The sequence below is a fragment of the Thiorhodococcus mannitoliphagus genome, from assembly GCF_010915725.1.
Classification (GTDB): Bacteria; Pseudomonadota; Gammaproteobacteria; order Chromatiales; family Chromatiaceae; genus Thiorhodococcus; species Thiorhodococcus mannitoliphagus.
In genome coordinates, this window is record NZ_JAAIJR010000035.1 from 1 (window position 1) to 18,036 (window position 18,036).

The 18,036-nt window shown below is 58.1% G+C and carries 17 protein-coding genes; 6 read left to right on the top strand and 11 right to left on the bottom strand.

Annotation, left to right across the window (positions count from 1 at the left end; translation table 11 throughout):
• Window positions 1-1,660: 1,660 nt before the first annotated feature.
• The 6 genes from G3480_RS10460 to G3480_RS10485 are packed head-to-tail and all read left to right on the top strand — an operon-like array spanning window position 1,661 to window position 6,099.
• Complete coding sequence (locus tag G3480_RS10460; protein WP_164653834.1) at window positions 1,661-2,242, top strand: acyloxyacyl hydrolase; 582 nt, start codon at window positions 1,661-1,663, stop codon at window positions 2,240-2,242.
• A gap of 11 nt (window positions 2,243-2,253) precedes the next feature.
• The gene (locus G3480_RS10465; protein WP_164653835.1) at window positions 2,254-2,706 is read left to right on the top strand and encodes a DarG family dialkylresorcinol biosynthesis protein; all 453 of its coding nucleotides are present in this window, start codon (window positions 2,254-2,256) and stop codon (window positions 2,704-2,706) included.
• The gene (gene darH, locus G3480_RS10470; protein ID WP_164653836.1) at window positions 2,699-3,721 is read left to right on the top strand and encodes a BtrH-related acyltransferase DarH; all 1,023 of its coding nucleotides are present in this window, start codon (window positions 2,699-2,701) and stop codon (window positions 3,719-3,721) included. Before G3480_RS10465 ends, darH begins: the two co-directional genes overlap by 8 nt.
• Window positions 3,700-4,488: an ABC transporter ATP-binding protein gene (locus G3480_RS10475; protein ID WP_164653837.1), complete on the top strand. Its 789-nt coding sequence runs from the start codon at window positions 3,700-3,702 to the stop codon at window positions 4,486-4,488. The genes darH and G3480_RS10475 overlap by 22 nt, the downstream gene beginning before the upstream one ends.
• A 2-nt stretch (window positions 4,489-4,490) precedes the next feature.
• Window positions 4,491-5,750 carry an ABC transporter permease gene (locus tag G3480_RS10480; protein ID WP_164653838.1) on the top strand — a complete coding sequence of 420 codons (1,260 nt, stop codon included), beginning with the start codon at window positions 4,491-4,493 and terminating at the stop codon, window positions 5,748-5,750.
• 16 nt (window positions 5,751-5,766) lie between these two features.
• Entirely contained in the window at window positions 5,767-6,099 is a 333-nt protein-coding gene (locus G3480_RS10485) for a phosphopantetheine-binding protein (RefSeq protein ID WP_206171656.1), read from the top strand.
• Here G3480_RS10485 and G3480_RS10490 read toward each other — a convergent pair.
• From G3480_RS10490 to G3480_RS10540, 11 genes are all read right to left on the bottom strand, one after another.
• On the bottom strand, window positions 6,082-7,218 hold the full coding sequence (locus G3480_RS10490; RefSeq protein WP_164653839.1) for a StlD/DarB family beta-ketosynthase: 1,137 nt from the start codon (window positions 7,216-7,218) through the stop codon (window positions 6,082-6,084). The genes G3480_RS10485 and G3480_RS10490 overlap by 18 nt on opposite strands.
• A gap of 3 nt (window positions 7,219-7,221) precedes the next feature.
• Window positions 7,222-8,523, bottom strand: coding sequence for a B12-binding domain-containing radical SAM protein (locus G3480_RS10495; RefSeq protein ID WP_164653840.1), 1,302 nt, complete (start codon window positions 8,521-8,523; stop codon window positions 7,222-7,224).
• Window positions 8,524-8,559: 36 nt separating this feature from the next.
• A complete protein-coding gene (locus G3480_RS10500; protein WP_164653841.1) occupies window positions 8,560-9,615 on the bottom strand; it encodes a radical SAM/SPASM domain-containing protein in 1,056 nt (351 codons plus the stop codon).
• A 77-nt stretch (window positions 9,616-9,692) separates the two neighbouring features.
• Window positions 9,693-10,463: a 1-acyl-sn-glycerol-3-phosphate acyltransferase gene (locus tag G3480_RS28315; RefSeq protein ID WP_164653842.1), complete on the bottom strand. Its 771-nt coding sequence runs from the start codon at window positions 10,461-10,463 to the stop codon at window positions 9,693-9,695.
• 2 nt (window positions 10,464-10,465) lie between these two features.
• Window positions 10,466-11,710, bottom strand: coding sequence for a beta-ketoacyl-[acyl-carrier-protein] synthase family protein (locus G3480_RS10510; protein WP_164653843.1), 1,245 nt, complete (start codon window positions 11,708-11,710; stop codon window positions 10,466-10,468).
• A gap of 18 nt (window positions 11,711-11,728) precedes the next feature.
• A complete protein-coding gene (locus G3480_RS10515) occupies window positions 11,729-11,986 on the bottom strand; it encodes an acyl carrier protein (protein ID WP_164653844.1) in 258 nt (85 codons plus the stop codon).
• Between the two features lie 81 nt (window positions 11,987-12,067).
• Window positions 12,068-12,994, bottom strand: a complete 927-nt coding sequence (locus G3480_RS10520) for a lysophospholipid acyltransferase family protein (RefSeq protein ID WP_164653845.1) — start codon at window positions 12,992-12,994, stop codon at window positions 12,068-12,070.
• Window positions 12,991-13,692, bottom strand: coding sequence for a glycosyltransferase family 2 protein (locus G3480_RS10525; protein WP_164653846.1), 702 nt, complete (start codon window positions 13,690-13,692; stop codon window positions 12,991-12,993). Before G3480_RS10525 ends, G3480_RS10520 begins: the two co-directional genes overlap by 4 nt.
• Window position 13,693: 1 nt before the next feature.
• Complete coding sequence (locus G3480_RS10530; protein ID WP_164653847.1) at window positions 13,694-15,406, bottom strand: DegV family protein; 1,713 nt, start codon at window positions 15,404-15,406, stop codon at window positions 13,694-13,696.
• The gene (locus tag G3480_RS10535; protein WP_164653848.1) at window positions 15,403-16,767 is read right to left on the bottom strand and encodes a class I adenylate-forming enzyme family protein; all 1,365 of its coding nucleotides are present in this window, start codon (window positions 16,765-16,767) and stop codon (window positions 15,403-15,405) included. Before G3480_RS10535 ends, G3480_RS10530 begins: the two co-directional genes overlap by 4 nt.
• Window positions 16,764-18,032: a B12-binding domain-containing radical SAM protein gene (locus G3480_RS10540; RefSeq protein WP_164653849.1), complete on the bottom strand. Its 1,269-nt coding sequence runs from the start codon at window positions 18,030-18,032 to the stop codon at window positions 16,764-16,766. The genes G3480_RS10535 and G3480_RS10540 overlap by 4 nt, the downstream gene beginning before the upstream one ends.
• Window positions 18,033-18,036 lie beyond the last annotated feature (4 nt).

An 18,036-nucleotide genomic window follows, 5' to 3' on the forward strand; every position in this document is an offset into this window, starting at 1 on the left:
CGCCGCTCCCACGTCGCTTTGCCTTGAAGGATTCACGGTGTCGACTCAACCGACTGGACGGTTCGATGATCAACGCCCCCATCCCAAAGCGAACGAGCGTCCGGCACCTACTCCCCCCGCATCTGGTGTCTACCTGAGTCAACCGGATAGGCATAGTTCATTCCCGTATCGTCACTGCACTGCGGGTGCTGGTGAGCTGAGAGGCTGTCTGACAAACCTCGGGGCGACTTTAGTCGCCCTTGGCACTGGCGTGAGGGCGAATGAATTCGCCCCAACGGCTCGGGCGATTGAAATATCAGACCTCCCGGAATAGCCGATAAATCACCCAGATTGTTGGACAGTTTGCGAAGCGGGACAGGGTCAAAGCGGCGAGTCGCCGACCTCGATGCGCAACCACTTCCCACCGGGAATCTTGGCCCCCAGGCCGGTGAGCTTGCGGCACAACTGCTCCTACTGCTCCTACTGCTCCTACTGCTCCTACTGCTCCTACTGCTCCTACTGCTCCTACTGCTCCTACTGCTCCTGGGCGGCGCGACGCGCGGGCTGCTGCAGGGGTTCCAGGCGCACCACCACCCAAGGTGCATCGCTGGGACCAAAGTCGGCACGATAACTTAAATTCAGGCCTTGATCATCGGATCGCCTGCTCGCTTGAATCGACATCGTGCAGCCCGCCGTGAGAGCGGCGCCCCGCCGCGCTCGCGCGACCGTCGCGGCGGGGCGCCGCTCCCACCGGTCGTGCGCTTGGACCAACCGATGATCAACACCTAAGAAAGCGTCCATCAACAACTTCCCCCCTTTCGCAAAGGGGGGCTAGGGGGGATTTCGGGCGGCATCGCTCGCATCGGGAAACAATTGATGGACACTTTCTAAATTCAGGGGAAAACTGTCCTGGACATGGGGTCCAGTTTACCTGTCGCTCGCCGGTCAGATACGCACCTTCTGCGAAACGCGGGTAGCAGTCAGCGTGGATAGGGCTTTGGTGTCGAAAGCCCACCGGATAGCGGACACCCATGATCAGGATATCTACCAAGGCAATCCTGACCTGGTGCCGGTACCACGCTTGAGATCGGCCACGACACCAGCGGTGCTTGGTCAGTTTCGGCAACTTCGTTGTAGAGGTCTATTCCAGGTTCCAGGTTCCACGTGTGATATGCTCGAACGCTTGAGCTGGTAGTAAGCAATGGCGTTCGAAGCCCAATGACTCCTGCGATAAGGAGAACATTAAAAGCAACGAGTTCGATATCATAGTTCTCCTCGGGATAAGAGTAGCCGATTGGATGGGCTGCATAGATCGCTTCGTGGCCCAAGGCATTGCGCGCAGTTGACAGTTTGCTGCTATTTTTCTCGTCTGTAAGATACTCTGCCTAGGTCGGCAGCTTAACGCCATATCGGGCAGCCAGGTTAATGGGCCGGGATGCGTGAGCCCTGGCTTTGACTCCCGGGATTTTATATAGGCATCAAATCGATCCCATTCGGATAGCGCCCTTATTTATAGGATGACCGTTTTCTTGAACCATTTGATTTAAAGGCGTAATAATTTCTCGCCATCCCTATAGTTTGTGGCACTACCCGAGAGACCTTACGGTCCCCTTATGGATGATCTGAAAGTTCTATGACCAGTCTGATACTGGTCTATGTTGCAATTTGGAGGCATCTATACATGAAGTATACATTGAGGAAGTGGGCGGTTGGCATGTCCGGGGTGCTCTGGTTTTTTGTCGCTGTTCCGGCGGCCCTAGGCTGGGACACCTCCCAGGATATGTGGTCGCTAAACGTGGGCTATGGGCAGAGCATCCCCGGTTGGGGGCAAACCAGTCAACGGGTCCAGACCATCGACATCGTGCCACGATACACACATCTGACCATCGACAACCTGGGCGCAGGATGGCTCAAGGGACGGTATTCAACCCTCATCGAGCTCCCGGTGCATATTGTCACCGAACCGGACAGTTCGCTGATGCTGGGGCTCAACGCCTTGGCTTCCTACACCTTTACCGCCGACGAAGACTGGCAGCCCTACATTTTCGGTGGCGGCGGTCCAGTCTACAGCTTTGCCGACATTCCCGGCATGGGCGCCGACTGGAACGGCAATTATCAGTTTGCCCTGGGGCTAGCGCATCGACTCGATTCAGGAACTTGGCTCCTCTTTGAACTCCGGTATCACCATATCTCCAACGCTGGCGCGGAAATGCCCAATGATCCATTGAACTCGGTGCAATTTCTTGCCGGCTTTTCGTTCTGAAGTGACACCCATTGATTATACATGAGCAAACAGTACCTTCTGAGAATGCGGAGCAAGAGGCCCGTTCCATCACCGACGGTCTGCACACTCTCAACTATATTCCCGATGATTCCGGCCGGGTTAGCACGGATCAACAGGATGGCTGGCAACCGGTGAACGAGGTCAATCACCAAGCCTGGCAGGAGATTGATCGGCATATCGACCAGGCTTCACGTAAAATCGCCTCCGGACGGGCCAGTTGCCTGTATCACTACATGGCCGCCAATCAGATGAGCCCTCGATTGCTTGCCAGTTATGCCCGACTGCCCTTGTGGAAGGTCTATCTCCATCTCTTGCCATTTTTTTTCAGGCGGCTGTCGCGCGATGATTTACGGCCGTATGCACAGCTTTTCCAGATTTCCGAGGATGATTTGCAAGCAGGCCGCCTCTTGCCGGCTGTTTACCATAGGGGGCGCCATGACTGAAAATATTCATATTGACTTTCCCCACCGGCAGGCGGCGCATTGCGAGAGCGGGGTTGCCGCCAACTTGCTCAGCTACCAAGGGATCGACATCAATGAGGCCACCGCATTCGGCATTGGCGGCGGGCTCTTTTTTGCCTATCTGCCCTTTATCCGTCTCAACCATCTGCCTATGGTCACCTACCGGGGCGCTGCCGGCTCCCTGTTGAAACAGATCTCGAAGATCCCAGGCTTTACCCTTGAGCAACAAACCTTTTCAGATCCTGGAATAGCCATGGCGGCTCTGGATCAAAAACTGGCGGATTCCATTCCCGTTGGCCTGCAGACCGGGGTTTTCTGGCTGCCGTATTTTCCCAAGGCCCTGCGTTTTCATTTTAACGCCCATAATCTGGTGGTCTACGGCAAAGAGGGAGATGAGTATTTGATCAGCGACCCGGTCTTTCCCGAACCGGAGCGGTGTCCGACACGGGATCTGGCCAAGGCGCGGTTCGCAGCCGGAGCCTTGGCACCCAAGGGCAAGATGTATCATTTCTCGCAGGTCGATACCCAATTTGACCAGCGGCGAGCCATCGTCCAGGGTATCGATGTGGTCTGCCGAATGATGACCGCCAGTCCGTTCCTCCTGATCGGGGTCAAGGGGATGCGTTTTCTTGCCGGGCGGCTTTGTCGTTGGCCCAGGCGACTGGGTCAGAAGAAAGCCGATCTCCACCTTGGTCATGTGGTGAGGATGCAGGAGGAGATCGGCACGGGCGGAGGCGGCTTTCGCTTCATGTATGCGGCCTTTCTCCAGGAAAGCAGCGGCCGTCTTGACGATGAGCGCCTTAGTGCCTGTGCGACAGGTCTGATCGAAGCCGGTGACCAGTGGCGCGCCTTTGCGGTCATGGCCGCCCGCCTCTGCAAGAAACGGGAAAAACCGGGGGACAGCTATGCCAATGCTGCCGAGCATATCCGCCGGTGCGCCGATCTAGAAGAGCAGGTTTATACTGATTTACGGCGATGGGTTCGACAGCTTGCATGAAGGTATCTCAAGCCTATATCGCCGATCCCGCCATTGAAGCCGAGGCTCTGTCCAGGCACTACAAAGGGCAGCCGGAACCGGCCGTTGATCGTTTTAGCCTGACCATCGCCAAAGGAGAGTTCTATGGACTCCTTGGCCCCAACGGCGCCGGAAAAACAACGATCATGTCCATGCTCGCGGGTTTGCAGCCGCCTGATTCGGGAGCGGTGCGCATCCATGGCATGCGCTATGGCCGTCATACCCGATTGATTCAATCAAAGATTGGTTTCGTCCCACAGGAACTGGCGCTCTATCAGCGCCTGACCGGAATGGAGAATATATGGTATTTTGCCCGCCTGCTTGGACTGCGCGGGAAGGAGATCAAGAGCAGGATCGAGCAAAGTCTTGAATTCTGCCAGCTCCAGGACCGAGCCAGGCAGCCGGTTGCAACCTACTCCGGCGGGATGAAACGGCGGCTCAACTTGGCGATCGGGCTGCTCAACGATCCCTGGATTCTGTTTCTCGATGAGCCCACCGTTGGGGTCGATACCCAATCCCGTCATCTCATCCACCAGCAGTTGCGCCGCCTGCAACAAACGGGAACCACTATCCTCTATACCACCCATTACCTCGAGGAAGCCCAGGAACTCTGCTCACGGGTGGGCATTCTCGATCAGGGGCGGATTCTCAAAGAGGGGGCGCCGGAGCTTCTGCTGCAACGATCGGAATATCAGAATCTGGAAGAGATCTTTCTCGAGCTGACCGGCAACGCGTTGCGGGACCATTGAATATGCGCGCACTGCTCACCAGCGCCCATAAAGAATTGCGGCTGTTGGCCCGGGATTATGCCGGGTTACTGGTGCTGTTTCTCATGCCGGTCACCCTGGTGGTGGTCATCACCCTGGTGCAGGAAAACATCCTCCAGCTCTCCGGGCAACGGCCAACCGAAATTTGTGTGCAGGATGATGATCAAGGGCCCTTTGCCCACGGACTTACGGCCTATCTCCAGACCGGGAAACTGGAAGCCGTCCCCTGGACCGGATCTGCAGACGAGCTCCGCCAAGCCGTCACCGCCGGAACCTGCCAGGCGGCCTTGATCCTCGAACAGGGGGCATCGGCACGGCTCCAGCAGCAGATCGACCGCCAATTGGCCGGTGATGCCACCTCGAAGAGCCCAAGCCTTGCCCTCGATCTTCTCTTTGACCCCGCGACCATGGTCGGATTTCGGGCCGGTATCTTCGCCCGGGTGCAGATGGCGGCCCAGGCAACCGAGCTGGAGATGAAGGCCACTCGCTTGGGGGCACGGTTAACGGCACAAGCCGGCGCCGGCACTCCGGCCGGGAACGGTTCCGGAGAGGATCTGCGCGCGCTCTTCTCGCGCTCCCTCACCACCATTGCCGAACAATCCGGGCACTCAAGTCAATCCTCCATGGACGAGATCTTGAATCCCGTTGACCGCAATGTGCCCGCCTGGGCCCTGTTCGGCATGTTTTTCACCGCCATCCCCATCGCCGGGACCATCCTCACCGAGCGGCAATCGGGGGTAGCCCTGCGGCTCACTGCCATGCCGGTTTCACCCATATCCCTGTTGGCGGGGAAGATGTTCGCTTACCTCGGTGTCTGCGTGGTGCAGTTTATTCTGATTGCCTTAGTCGGTATCTATCTCTTTCCGCACCTGGGGTTGCAGGCATTCAGCCTTCCGATCAATCCGTTATCACTGCTCCTGCCGGTGTGCGCAAGCAGTCTGGCGGCCTGCGGTTTCGGTGTCTGCCTGGGTTCGGTCTGCCGCTCCTATGAACAGGCATCCACCCTTGGCGCCACCATCGTTGTTGCCGCTGCGGCCATGGGCGGCATCATGGTGCCGGTCTACGCCATGCCCCCGCTGATGCAGCAGCTCAGCATTCTTTCCCCGCTCAGCTGGGCGATCACCTGTTTTTCCGACCTGCTCATCCGTGGCAATCCCTGGGAGAGTACGTTGCCTGATCTGGGCAGGCTTGTGGCCTTTTCCGCGGTGATGCTGATCATCTCCTGGAAAAGAGCATACAGATAAGGCATGGGAGATCGCCATGCTTCCCCCTTTTCCCCTTTTTACAAGAAACAAACAACGACACATGGGATTAGATACTCTCGAAAGAGAACTCATTGAGGCCATCTGCACGACATGTAATCTGCAGGATGTGGAGACGACAAGCATCAAGGCCGATGATCCGTTGATCGGACCCGAATCGGCGTTGGGTATCGATTCGCTTGATGCCCTGGAAATCGTGGTTATGGTCCAGAAAGACTACGGTGTTCGGATTGAATCGGAAAATACCAGCCGCATCGTCCTCCAGTCAGCGGCCAGCCTTGCATCGCATATCCGCAAGTACTCTCCCTACGACTTAGACCACGGTGAGTAAGAGATAGCCCACGGCGAACCGTCCACTCTCCGGGACAAAGCCGAGAATCCGGTCGCCCGGGCGCAGCCGGCCCGAGAGCACCAGTTCCTCCAGCATGATATAAAAGGAAGCGGCCCCAGTATTCCCCTTGGTGCTGAGATTGGTAAACCAGCGTTCCTGGGGAATGGCAAATCCGATATCACTGAGCTGGCGCTCAAGGGGTTCACGAAAATAGGCTGATGAATAATGCGGTAAGAACCAGTCGACTTCAGTGGCCGTCAACTTGTGCTTGCTGACAATGGAGGGAAGACAGTTGCCGACCAAGGCAGGCAGTACTTCTCGGTTGAGCAGCTTGGCATCTTGCTTGATGGTGAACACTCCTCCCGACTCTCCCTGGCGCAATGCCTCGCGCCAACCGACGATCTCACCGCCATTTTGCTTGCTGCAGCCCGCATACATGCAGGTGGCGAGGCGATGCGCTTGAGAGGTGAGTTCAATCCAATCGATACGCAGACTCAAGGGTCCACGCGATTCAGGTTCGATGAGGACGGCTCCGGCTCCATCGGAGAGCATCCACCGCAGAAACTGTTCCTCAAAAGAAAAGGCCGGATGAGAGGGTTCCGATGCATTATTCCCAAGCCGCCGACAGCCTGCCTGCGCGAAAAAATCGGTGCGCATGTAGGAGGAGGCGAGCTCCGATCCTGTGGCAACAGCGCCTGCCGCCGATCCCGTCGCCACTGCCATGGCCGCGTATTTCAGGGCCATCACGCCGGAAAGACAGATGCCGGCGGTGCTAACGACCTCGCAGGGCGATTGGCCTAATTCGCCATGGACCATGGAGGCATGCCCCGGCATCAGTTGATCCGGAGAAGATGTGCCGCAGACAAGACAGGACCAGCCGTTTCCAGAGGTATTGAGGCGGCGTATAGCCTCAGCCGTCAGTTGCGCATTGGTATGGGTGGGCTCGCCGTTCTCTCGGTCAATGGCGTAATGGCGGGTCTGAATGCCGTTACCGGCGAGGATCTTGGTTCTTGTGCGACTGGAAACGCGATCCACCGGACCGAGATACAGTTCGATATCCTCGTTGGCAACTGGGTGGCCAGGAAGAAAAGAGGCAAGGTTGGTAATATAGGCGTCCACCACTTAAATCCTGGCATGTCGATGGCTCTGGGCAATCAGCTCGGCATAGGCGCTGTAAAACCGCTGCTCGTCCAATCGGGTAGGGAGGACGGCATTGGTCAGGGTATAATAATCAAGGTCATGGTTGACGATCTGCGAAGCAAGGGATGCATGCAGGGGGGTTCCCGGCAGGGGTGTCATCACCGTGATCATCGGTAGATCGATGGTGTGGTTGGCCAGATAGGTGCTCAGCTGCTCAAAATCCTGCTCCTCGCATTCGGGGTGGATAATGAAATCGCCGACAATGGTAATCCCCAGCTCATGGAGAATGGTGATCGCCTCCGTGTTCATCCGGACCTGATTGGCTTTGTGCATGGAGAGCAGAGTGGTGTCGTCGATGGCCTCGAAGCCGATGATCACCGCCCGCAAGCCGGCTTCCTTCCATAGTTGCAGCATCTCCGGGTGGCGAGCCACCGTGTCGGAGCGGATATCGGCGATAAACTCTTTATTGACTCCGGCATCGATGATCGCGTGGGCAAGTGCAGTCGCCCGCTTGATCGAGCCAAAGGTGTTGGCGTCGACGAGGCGAATAACCGGGATATCCTGCAGCAGGCGGATATCGCGGATAACCGCGTCCGGTGAGCGGGTGAGGTACACACCACAGGTTTGGCCGCTGATCGAGCAGAAGGCACAGGAGTAGGGGCAGCCAAAGGCCGAGGCCACAAATCCCATGCGGATACCTAGTTTTTCGATGACATAGTGACTGCGGTAAGGGGCAACCAGGTCATAGGCGGGCGGCCGGTGTTCCGCCATATCCTCGGCGGTGGATGTATGTGGTTGTAACGCTAAGGGTTTTCCCGGTGTGGTCTGATGCACCCCCGAGGGGAGGCCGGTGCTCGGCCTGATCCCTTGTTCGATAAGCGCTGTCAATTTGGCAAAGGATTGCTTGCCGAGTCCGCAGACAATGTAATCGATTGACAAGTGATTGAAAAAATGGGGGTCACTGCTCGCATGGACACCGCCGACCACAGTGATGGCATTGCAGACCGTTTTCGTGGTCTCCGCAATCCGCAGCATGGTGTTGGCCTCGCAGGTAACACCGGTGATGCCGACCACATCCGGGGAGCATTCCATCAGCCGTGACTCCAGGGCCTCCGGCTCCACCTTGAGATCGAGCAGATCAACCACGTGACCTTGGAGATTGCCCGCGATTTCTTCCAGACCAAGCGGTTCACCGCGAAAAATCTGCTTAATCGAGGTGATACCGTAGCGCTCTTCGGGAATACTGCGTCCGCAATTGGGTGGATTGATCAATAAAATATTCATCCTGCCGTCCCGATCTTTTCTCTCGCCGCCATCTCTTTACTGCGCTTCCGGTTTTTGGCTACAGGCCGCAATGGTATTCCGCCAGCACGTCGGATCGGAGGCAAGGTAATCACCGGTCATCTGATAGGCTGCGCCCCGGCATCCATAGCATTCCCCGCTTTTTTCGCAGGTGCTGCAGAATCCCTTGATTGTCTGCCGGTAGTTTTTCAGGTTTTTCATCACCTCGCTGTTTTTCAGGATATCGCCCAATGGTTGCCGACGAATATTGCCCAGAGCAATGGTCACGCCAACACAGGGCATGACATCCCCCTGGGCAGTGACCAGACAGGAAACCTGGTGACGCATGCAGCGGTTGCCGACCAGCGGCGGCTGCGGCTCCCATTTGCGATTAAAGCGTTCGCGGTCAATGGCTGAGAGCTGGGTGAAGAGATCCTGCAACTCCTCGGCTTCGACATAGAGCCAGGTGTTCTTGACGGCGTTGGCCTGGGGGGTAAGGACCTCGAAATAGGGCTCGATGTTCCGCACTCGCAACCACTGCCAGAGTTCGACCAGTTCTCCCAGGTTTTGCCGACAGATAACGGTGCTGGCTGCAAGAAACAGCTCCTTTGAAGGGTAACCTGCCCGGTGCAACCGCTCTATGGCCTGGTTGATGATCATCGAGGCGCCTTTTTTCCCGGCCAAGTGGTCCTGAGTCGCGGCATCGCGGGAGTTCATTTTCACGACCACCCGCACGCGTTCCTCGGCCAGAACCTGAGCCAGCTCTTCGGTGATGCCGCTGCCGTTGGTGAACAGCTCAATCTCCAGCTCAAGCTCGCCGAGAAAATGGAGCATTTCCACCAGGTGGGGATAGATGGAAGGCTCGCCGCCCAGAATGATGATTTTTTGCGCACCCAGTTCCTTAGCCTGGAGAATAACGTCTTTGATCTCCTTGAGTGACATCTCTAAAGTCGATGCGGCTGGATCCTCTACATAGCAGTATGAGCAGTGAAAATTGCATTTCCGGCTGAACTCAATTTCCATGGATAACAGCCGGTCGTTCGCCGCCGCGGCGCGAATCTCTTCTTCACTGAACTCCAGGTTGTAGAGTTGCATGTTTAGTATCCTTGGATATTTTTGAATGTGTTCATTCTTTTTCGAAAATAAGACTGCGAATGACCGTCATTCCGTATTTATGACAATTCCGCCTCGCGCTGCTGGCTTTCCATGGCCTGGCGAACCCGTTGGCCAAGGTCGCTAAGGCGGCATTGGAGATCCTGGACGGCAATGGTGTCGACAAGACGCAGGCGGATCGTGTTTTCCTGGCTGGCGGCAAAGAGGAAAACGCCGGGAGTGAAAAGTCGGTCCGTGTTTTCCACAACTAGGACATGGGCCGGCACCCGGCATTGCCGGGCAATCTTCAATGCCCCCTGGTGAAGGGGCGCTATCCGGCCATCGCGACTTCGCGTACCTTCCGGAAAGACAAAGAGGTTGCCCCCAGAGGCGAAATAGGCAGGCAGGGATTCCATCTGCGTAAGCATCAGGGCCGCGAACGGGCCGGTGGCCGTGGCCGGCAGGTAACCGGAGGTGCGAATCACCCAACCAAAGATGGGGACGGTGAAAAAGACGGATTTGACGATGGTGGTGGCGCGGTGGAGATGGGCGATCAGCAGCAGGGGGTCGAGATAGGAGCGATGATTACAGAGAATCACCGAACCGCGAAGGGAGACGATGGTGGCATCGATCTCCCAGTGCTGTCGTGGAGCGACGGCGTGAAGGATGCGAAAAAAAAATCGATAAAAGAGGCGGTTGTATCGCTGGAAGGCGCGTGCTTTTTCTTTGTGGAAAAGACCGCTCCACAGATAGAGCGGTGCAAACAGAAAGAGAAAACCCAGGGTAAAATAAAGCCAGCAAATGAGGGTGACGCTGAGATCGAAAAATCTATCCGCATTCCACCGCTGCACCTTTACAGGACCTCGTTCCCGTTTTTAATCAGGAGGCAGGTGTTGACTCCGCCAAAGGCAAAATTCTGGATTGAGGCAATGCGGGTCGAGGCTTCGATCACCTTCGGCGTATAGTTGAGCCGGGCGCAGCGGGGATCGATTTCCTGAAGATTTAGGGTGGGGGCAAGGAAGTCTTCGGCCATCATGTACAGGGTCATGATCAGTTCCATCGCGCCGCAGGTTCCCATGGTATGGCCGGTGTAGCTTTTCAGTCCGGTCACATAGGGAGATTGGCCGTAGACGGCCTCGATGGCCTGGGATTCGATGATATCGCCCATCTTGGTTGCGGTTGCGTGGGCACTGATATAGTCCACCTCCTTCGCCTCGATGTTTGCATCGTCAAGGGCAAGACGCAGGGTCGAGGTGATGCCATCTAGGTTGGGAAGGATCAGGTCGCCGCCGTTGTTGTTACAGGCAAAGCCGATGACCTCGCCGAGGATGGTGGCCCCTCGCTGTTTGGCGGACTCGTATTCCTCGAGAAGGACAGCGGCGCCGCCTTCGCCAACCACCAGGCCATCGCGCTTTTTGTCAAAGGGGCGGGGGGTACAGGAAGGGCAGTCGTTGTAACCGACCGAGCAGGCAAGCAGGTTGTCGAACACGGCTACGGTGGTGGTGTCATATTCGTCGGCCCCGCCGCAGAGCATGGCATCCTGCATGCCGAATTTGATCATTTCATAGCCAAATCCGATGGCTTGGCTGCTGGTGGTGCAGGCAGTGGAGGAGGCGATGACCCGACCGGTGATGCCGAACATGCGGGTGATGTTGACCGCCGTGGTATGAACCATGGAGCGGAGGTAATCAACCGCGCCGATGGAAGAGAATTCGGCCTCGAGGTTCTGGAAAAAGGTCTGGTAGATCTCCCGCTGCACCGTTGGGCTGCCGTGGGTGGAGCCAAAGGCAACGCCAAGGCGGCCGGATGCAATCGATTCCTTGGAGAGGCCGGAGGCCTCGAGCACATCCTTGGCCACTTGGCAGGCGTAATAGGCTACCGGTCCCATGGTTTTGCGCTGAGAGCGATTGAACGCGTAATCAATGGGGTAGTCGACCGTACCAAAAACGCGGGAGTGAATATGGTCGGTGAGAAGACCGTCGTCACGCAGTGGCTTGACCCCGGAGCGTCCTAGGCGCAGGCTCTCGACGATGGATTGTTGGCCGTACCCGATGGGGGTGATGGCGGAGCAGGCGGTGATAACAACGCGACGTTTCATCGAACAAACCCTGGAGGGCTACTGGGCGCGGCCCTGTTGGATCCTCTCCAGGTAGTCGAGGATATCGTTGATCGTCCTGATCTCCATCGCCTTTTCTTTTTCCTCGCGGGTGAGGGAAAAGCCGAGGGTACGTTCGATTTTACCCAGCAGTTCAATCGCGTCGATGCTGTCGAAGCCGTGGTCTTCTCGCAGGTTGTCATCCAGACCCGGTTCCTGGAATTCGAAATCTTGGACAAGGATCGACAGGATTTTTTTTTGCAGTACATCTCTTGTCATGATGGCTTAATCTATGTAACGAATCTTGGTGGTGGAAATATAAAAAGCCGAAATACTATCCTTAAAGTCCATGGAAGAAAATTATCCAGGAAAGAAGCCTCTGCCGGGGGAATCGGGCGAGTCAGGGGCGTCACCCGGATCGAGGAGGAAGCGGTCGAAATGATACCATTCGCGGGGGTGGGCGCCGAGGGCCGCCTCCAGCAGGTCGGCATACCGTTGTGCTGCCTGGGCAATCGCTTGGTGTCGATCTTCTCTGCGCTCGGATATGACCCAGATAGGCTCGGAAAAGGTAAGCCGGTAGCAGTTGCGCCCGGTGCGGAAGGCAAAAAAGACAATAATCGGTGCCCCGGAGACCAGGGCAAAGGCAAAGGGCGCCTCGGAAACAAAGGCCGGATGGCCAAGCACCTGCACCGGAATCCGGCGCTGGTGCTGCCGCCAGATGATATCTCCAGCCATGGAGACCAAGCCCCCCTGGCGCAGTATTTTCAAGCCTTCCACGGCGGTAAAGGGAGTGGCCGCGCCCTGGTCAACCCCAATAATCGTGACCCCAGCCTGTTGCAGTTCCTCTTTTTGTCGTCGCTCCACCCCCTCTTTTTCCTTGACGCCCATATAGAGAAGCAGGGGCGTCTCGTAGCCCTGGTGCATCATGAGCCGTGCTGCCATCTCCCAGTTACCGAGATGGGACATTAAAAGAAGTGCCCCGCCATGATTGATGCGTTCGTTCAGCGCCTCGACCCCTTCACAGGTAAAGATCGGCAGCTGGCCGTCGTTGGTCAGAAAACGATCAAAATGGATGGTGGTGAAGCTCTGGTACTGGCAAAAAGCGCACCAGAGATGAAACCAGCGGCTCCGCTTAGGGAAGACGATGGCATAGAGACGGCGGCTTTCCCGAACCTTGGGGGAAAAGATAAAGTAGCCGGTGGCAATGCAGCGTGCGACACCGGCAAAGAACCAGGGGCCGACGAGGCGTGAGATCCGCACCAGGACAGCGTAGGGCGCAAGGCTCATTTGTTGCTGCCCAGACGAAAAATGCGGCTGAAGATCAACCGGCTGAAGGTGCTCGAGTTGCGCAGAAAATCGCGCCAGGGCCGGAAATGGCTGACGCGAACGCCTTTGGGCTGGTACACGACCGAGACCGGAACTTCTACGGTAGCGATCCCCGCGCGTTTGGCGCGCACCAGCACTTCCACCTCAAACTGGTACCGTCGGGCAACGACCCCGAGCTGCAGGGTTTCGGGAAGGGGGTACAGGCGATAGCCGGACTGGGAGTCCGAGATCCGTGGACCGCCGGAGACCCGGACCCAGAAGTTGGAAAATCCACGACCAAAACGACTGGTCCAGGGGACATGGTCACCGACCATACCCTGGCGATTGCCGACAACGATCGTTCGTTCCCCTCGCTCTGCCGCCGCAAGCAGGGTCAGCGCGTCCGCCGGGTCATGCTGGCCGTCGGCATCAATGGTCAGCGCCCAGTCGCAGGTGCGAGCAGCTTCGGCAAAGCCGGTGAGCAGGGCCGCTCCTTTCCCTTGGTTTTCGACATGGTGCAGCAGAGTGACACCTTCCTGATGTTGGAGAACAGAGGGCGTGGAATCGGTGGAGCCGTCGTCGACGACGATCATCGGTAGGCCCAGAGGGCGTGCCGCCGCGATCACCGCAGCAATTTGCGGTCCATGATTGTACACCGGCATAACGATGGCAGCGCGCATCTTACGGCTCCTCGGCAAAGGCCAGCGACCAGGTGCCCGGTCCCATATGGACCCCTGAGGTCAATGAAAGGGGAAGCAGATGGAACTCCGCCCCAGGTAGGAGGCTGTGCAGTTGCGGTTGGGCCATTTCGCGCACCCAAGGCTCGTTGTCGGAGTACTGGAGCAGGAGCACGGCGCGGGCCGGAGTGGTGATCTCACGGCGCACTGTGTCGCAGGCAAAGGCGAGTTGGGCGTCCCGACTGCGGACCATGCCTGCCTTTTTCACCCCCGCCGCCGTCGGACTGATGATCGGTTTTAGACCTAGAAGATGACCGAACAGGCCACTGGATCGTGAGACGCGGCCACCGGCAGCCAGATACTGGAGGCTGTCGATGAAGACGTACTCCCGGCAGGCCCGGCTCAGGTGCCGGGCGTGATGGCGAACCGCGTCCGCATCGGCGGTTCGCTGGGCCAGTCGGGCGCTCAGCAGGGCAATCAGCCCCAGGCGTCCCGAGGCGGCGCCGGTGTCAATGACCTCCAGGAGCTGGTCCCGGTCCTGCTGTTCTTGCCAGGCCAGGGCCACGGCATGGTTGCCGGTGAAGGCGGAGCCCACACAGAGATAGAGGGTTTTGCCGAATTCTTCCAAGACAGTGCGATAGCGCTGATGCCGTTCGGCCAAGGAGGCCTGAGCCGTGGTCAGGCGGTGCTTGTGCCGCATCAGTTCATAGATCTGCACCGGATCGCAGAGGCTTTCCGGGCGGGCGCTGTCGCCGTGGATGATATAGCTGTCGAGGAGGCTGATATTGTAGCGTCGGGCCAGCTCGCGGGGTAAGGAGCCAGCGGCATCGGTCATGATGTGCAGACAGCCTGCCGCAACGGATTGCGCCTCTGCGGCATCAGCCTCCGCATGTAGCGGCTCAGCCGACCAGCGGCTCACTTCGCCAAGATCGGCCAGCTGGGCATGCAGCCCCGATGGATCAGGGGTGTGGATATGAATCTTCAGGCTGTTCTGCTCGGGGACAACCACCAGGCTTTCACCCAACCGGGCCAGTTCGGTCGGATCCAGGGAGCGCTCGTTTGTCGGGGCAAGGAGGACATCGACGCAATACGCATCGCTTGTTGGTGGCCGAAACTTCGCGTCCAGGGTGAGATAGCCGTGGAAAAGGACAAAGAGTGACGGACGCTCGCCATCCATTCCTGTCAGGGTTCGGAAAAATCCATCGAAAAAGACATACATGCCCAAGGCGCCGGAATCAACCACGCCCGCTTGCCGGCAATCAGCTTGAATATCGGCAGTAGAGAGCACTGTTTGGCGGAGGTCGGCAAGGATGTCCTCACAACGGGCGGCGTCGAGCGATGGGGATGAGGCGAACAGCTCGGACAGCGCTTCAAAGACGGAGAGCATGGTGCCGTCCTTGGGGACGGCAACGGCCGTGCGTGCCTCGTGGTAGCCTGCCTGGATGCGTTCAGGCAGCTCGGCCGGACGGGTTGCCTGGAGAAGAACACTGAAAAAGGCGGCAGCGATATTGCCGGAGTTGCCGGTGGACGAGTGAATGATCTGCTCGGCGGTTTGCGCGGATGTCAGCGTGCAGGCGCGCAGCGGGCTGAGGCTGATACGGAGGTTGGCACCGGTATCCGCGTCCGCCACCGGAAAGACATTGATCCGATCAAGCAGATCCGACCAGGCACTGAGACTGACATATCCGGCAGTGAATGCCTCTTGCAGCGTCGTCATGGCATAAAGAGCTTGAGCACGGCCTTGCGGTCGACCTTGCCGTTGTCCGTGACCGGAAGTCGATCGATGGTTTTGATGGCGCCGGGCAGGGCGTAGGGCTCGAAGCGGGTCATCAAGAGCGTTCGGATTTCCTCGATCTCCACGCATGGCCCTTCCACCAGGGCGACGATGCGGTGTTCACGACTGCCGCGATCGGGCAGTGCCAGGACAAGGCAATCGGTAACCCCCTGCATGTCCTTGATCGCCGCCTTGACTTCCTCGAGATCGACCCGTTTGCCCCCAACCTTGATGACGGAATCGGTGCGTCCTCGCAGTTGGAAGGCCGTGGTCCCGTCGGCCTCGACCCAGTCGTTGGCGAGGTAGCCTCCGGCTGCATCCAGCGGCAGGCTGGGTGAAAGATAGGGGGAGCGGATCTGAAGCCGCTGGTTGTGGATCTGCCAGTCGATGGTGGAGTAGGGAGTGAACCCGCTTTCTCCACGGGAGCGGTTGCGCAGCGCGATGCCACCAGTCTCGGTGGATCCGTAGATCTCAACAATGCCACAGCGATTGGCCAGGCTGAATGCGTTGTTGTCCGCGACATCGAGCATGCCCGCGGAGGAAAAGGCGAGACGGAGCGAATCCCCTAGACAACCTTTGCCCCGCAGTACCCGATAATGCGGGGGAACGCTGACGAGCACCGTTGCCTTGCGCTCGCGCACGCAGCGCACGATCTCCTCGGGAAAGGACGGTATTCCTGGGACGACCGATGCCCCGGAAACCAGGGGCAGGAGCACGGAATAGAGCAGTCCGTAGATATGCGCGGGAGAGATGGTGGCAAGGATGCGATCAGAGGACGAAACAGCAAAATGGGCGGCAAGGAACAGGGCCTCGCCAAAGAGGTTGGTGCCAGTCTTGCTCCAGAGTTGGGGCGCGCCGGTGGTACCGCCGGTATAGAGACGGAGCAGCTCTTCATCTGGATGGATGGCGGGCAATGGGGCCAGGATCCGGCCGCCCTCCCCCAGCGGCCGGATTGGTTCCATGCCTGGAGGGGGTGGCTGCTCCGGGGCGACCAGGGCATGCCTGCAACCGGTTGCCTGATGCAGCCCCGACAATGCCTGGGAGGAAAAGCTGTAGGGCAGGAGCACGATCGGCCCGCCGGCCAGGGAGGACAGGAGGGCCGCGGCAATCCAGGCACGGTTATCGGTTGCCAGGCAGAGTGTTGGTCGTTCTACGTCATCGGCGAACTGCCGCCGCAGCCAGGCCGCCATCCCATGCACCGAGCCAAGGGTCGTGCCGCCATCGACGAATTCCAGGGCCGGATCGACCGGTCGGGTCAGCAGGGCGGCGACCTCCGCACCATTGCAGGGGATTGCGGGCTTCATCGTCGAGGCTGCACCTTGCCGAATGTCTGGTTGCTCAATTCGCGGTTGCGTGGCCTGAAGGTATTGTCCGCCATCTCCTTGCGCACCACCTGTTGGAACAGTTTGGCCATCTTGATGTTCTGCGATTCGTCCCGGTAAAAGGTATCCCAGGCGTAGGCGAGTAACTCCTGCAGCCGCTCCGGAGACATATGCTTGGGCTGATAGACGACTTTGTCCGCCGAATAGTCATCCCAGTCGGTGGAGATGATTCGGTTCTGCCGCTGGAGATCCGCATAGGCCCTGGTGTGAGGAAACGGGGTCAGGACCGTGAATTCGGCAAGATCCAGTTCGATGTCGAGGAGGAAATCGATCAACCGTTTGATGGAATCCTCGGTATGGCTGTCGAGTCCAAGCAGGATCGTTCCTTCCACGCCGATGCCATGGTCGTGATAACGCTTGATCCGCTCGCGGATGTAGTCCGAGGTGTCGAACACCGCCTGGTAGACATACCAGGCACCGGCCTGGGCGGCAAGATCGAGCACTTCGGGCTTGTCTTCGATGGGGTGGCAGCACCACTTCTTCTTGAGCGGAATCATCTCCCGAAATAGATCCATTTCCCAGGCCGTGTCCTGGGCCAGCGAGTTATCGACTAGAAAGAGGCGGTTATTGTCGATGGCCTCCATCTCGGCAATGGTCTTATCAATGGGTCGGGGGCGAAATTCCCGGCCGCCGAGGTAGGCCACGGCACAGGGGTAGCAGTTGAAATGGCACCCGCGCGAGGCGTGGACCAGATCGACCATTTGCACCCCTTTGTGATTGTACAGCGAGCGATTGAGAATACTGCGGCGGGCCGTGCCCACCAGGCCAATATCGGGGCGATCATCAAGAAAGTTGTAACAAGGCTGGAGATTGCCCTGGCGAAAGTCGGCAAAGATCTCCTCCATGCGTCCTTCCGCTTCTCCGAGAAAGACGGCGTCGGCATGGGCCATCGTCTCCTCGGCATGGAGCATGGTGGCGATGCCGCCGAACAGAACCTTGACCCCTCTGGCACGGTAGGCGTCGGCGATGGCCCAGCCCCGTTTCACCTGCACGGTCAGCATCATCGAAATGCCGACAAGATCGACCGGATCGTCAAAATCAAGCGATTCGAGGTTTTCGTCGATAAAGTCGACGTCCACATAGCCGGGCAGGGTTGCGGCAAAGACGACCGGGCCATGGGGAGGGAGGTGGAATTCGGTTTGCTGGGTCAGTTTTGGCCATTTCGGATAGATTAGACGAAATTTCATGGCA

Coding starts and splice junctions, on each gene's coding strand:
- G3480_RS10460 (WP_164653834.1), top strand. CDS start 1,661: ATGAAGTATACATTGAGGAAGTGGGCGGTTGGCATGTCCGGGGTGCTC.
- darH (WP_164653836.1), top strand. CDS start 2,699: ATGACTGAAAATATTCATATTGACTTTCCCCACCGGCAGGCGGCGCAT.
- G3480_RS10475 (WP_164653837.1), top strand. CDS start 3,700: ATGGGTTCGACAGCTTGCATGAAGGTATCTCAAGCCTATATCGCCGAT.
- G3480_RS10480 (WP_164653838.1), top strand. CDS start 4,491: ATGCGCGCACTGCTCACCAGCGCCCATAAAGAATTGCGGCTGTTGGCC.
- G3480_RS10485 (WP_206171656.1), top strand. CDS start 5,767: ATGCTTCCCCCTTTTCCCCTTTTTACAAGAAACAAACAACGACACATG.
- G3480_RS10495 (WP_164653840.1), bottom strand. CDS start 8,523: ATGAATATTTTATTGATCAATCCACCCAATTGCGGACGCAGTATTCCC.
- G3480_RS10500 (WP_164653841.1), bottom strand. CDS start 9,615: ATGCAACTCTACAACCTGGAGTTCAGTGAAGAAGAGATTCGCGCCGCG.
- G3480_RS10510 (WP_164653843.1), bottom strand. CDS start 11,710: ATGAAACGTCGCGTTGTTATCACCGCCTGCTCCGCCATCACCCCCATC.
- G3480_RS10515 (WP_164653844.1), bottom strand. CDS start 11,986: ATGACAAGAGATGTACTGCAAAAAAAAATCCTGTCGATCCTTGTCCAA.
- G3480_RS10520 (WP_164653845.1), bottom strand. CDS start 12,994: ATGAGCCTTGCGCCCTACGCTGTCCTGGTGCGGATCTCACGCCTCGTC.
- G3480_RS10525 (WP_164653846.1), bottom strand. CDS start 13,692: ATGCGCGCTGCCATCGTTATGCCGGTGTACAATCATGGACCGCAAATT.
- G3480_RS10530 (WP_164653847.1), bottom strand. CDS start 15,406: ATGACGACGCTGCAAGAGGCATTCACTGCCGGATATGTCAGTCTCAGT.
- G3480_RS10535 (WP_164653848.1), bottom strand. CDS start 16,767: ATGAAGCCCGCAATCCCCTGCAATGGTGCGGAGGTCGCCGCCCTGCTG.
- G3480_RS10540 (WP_164653849.1), bottom strand. CDS start 18,032: ATGAAATTTCGTCTAATCTATCCGAAATGGCCAAAACTGACCCAGCAA.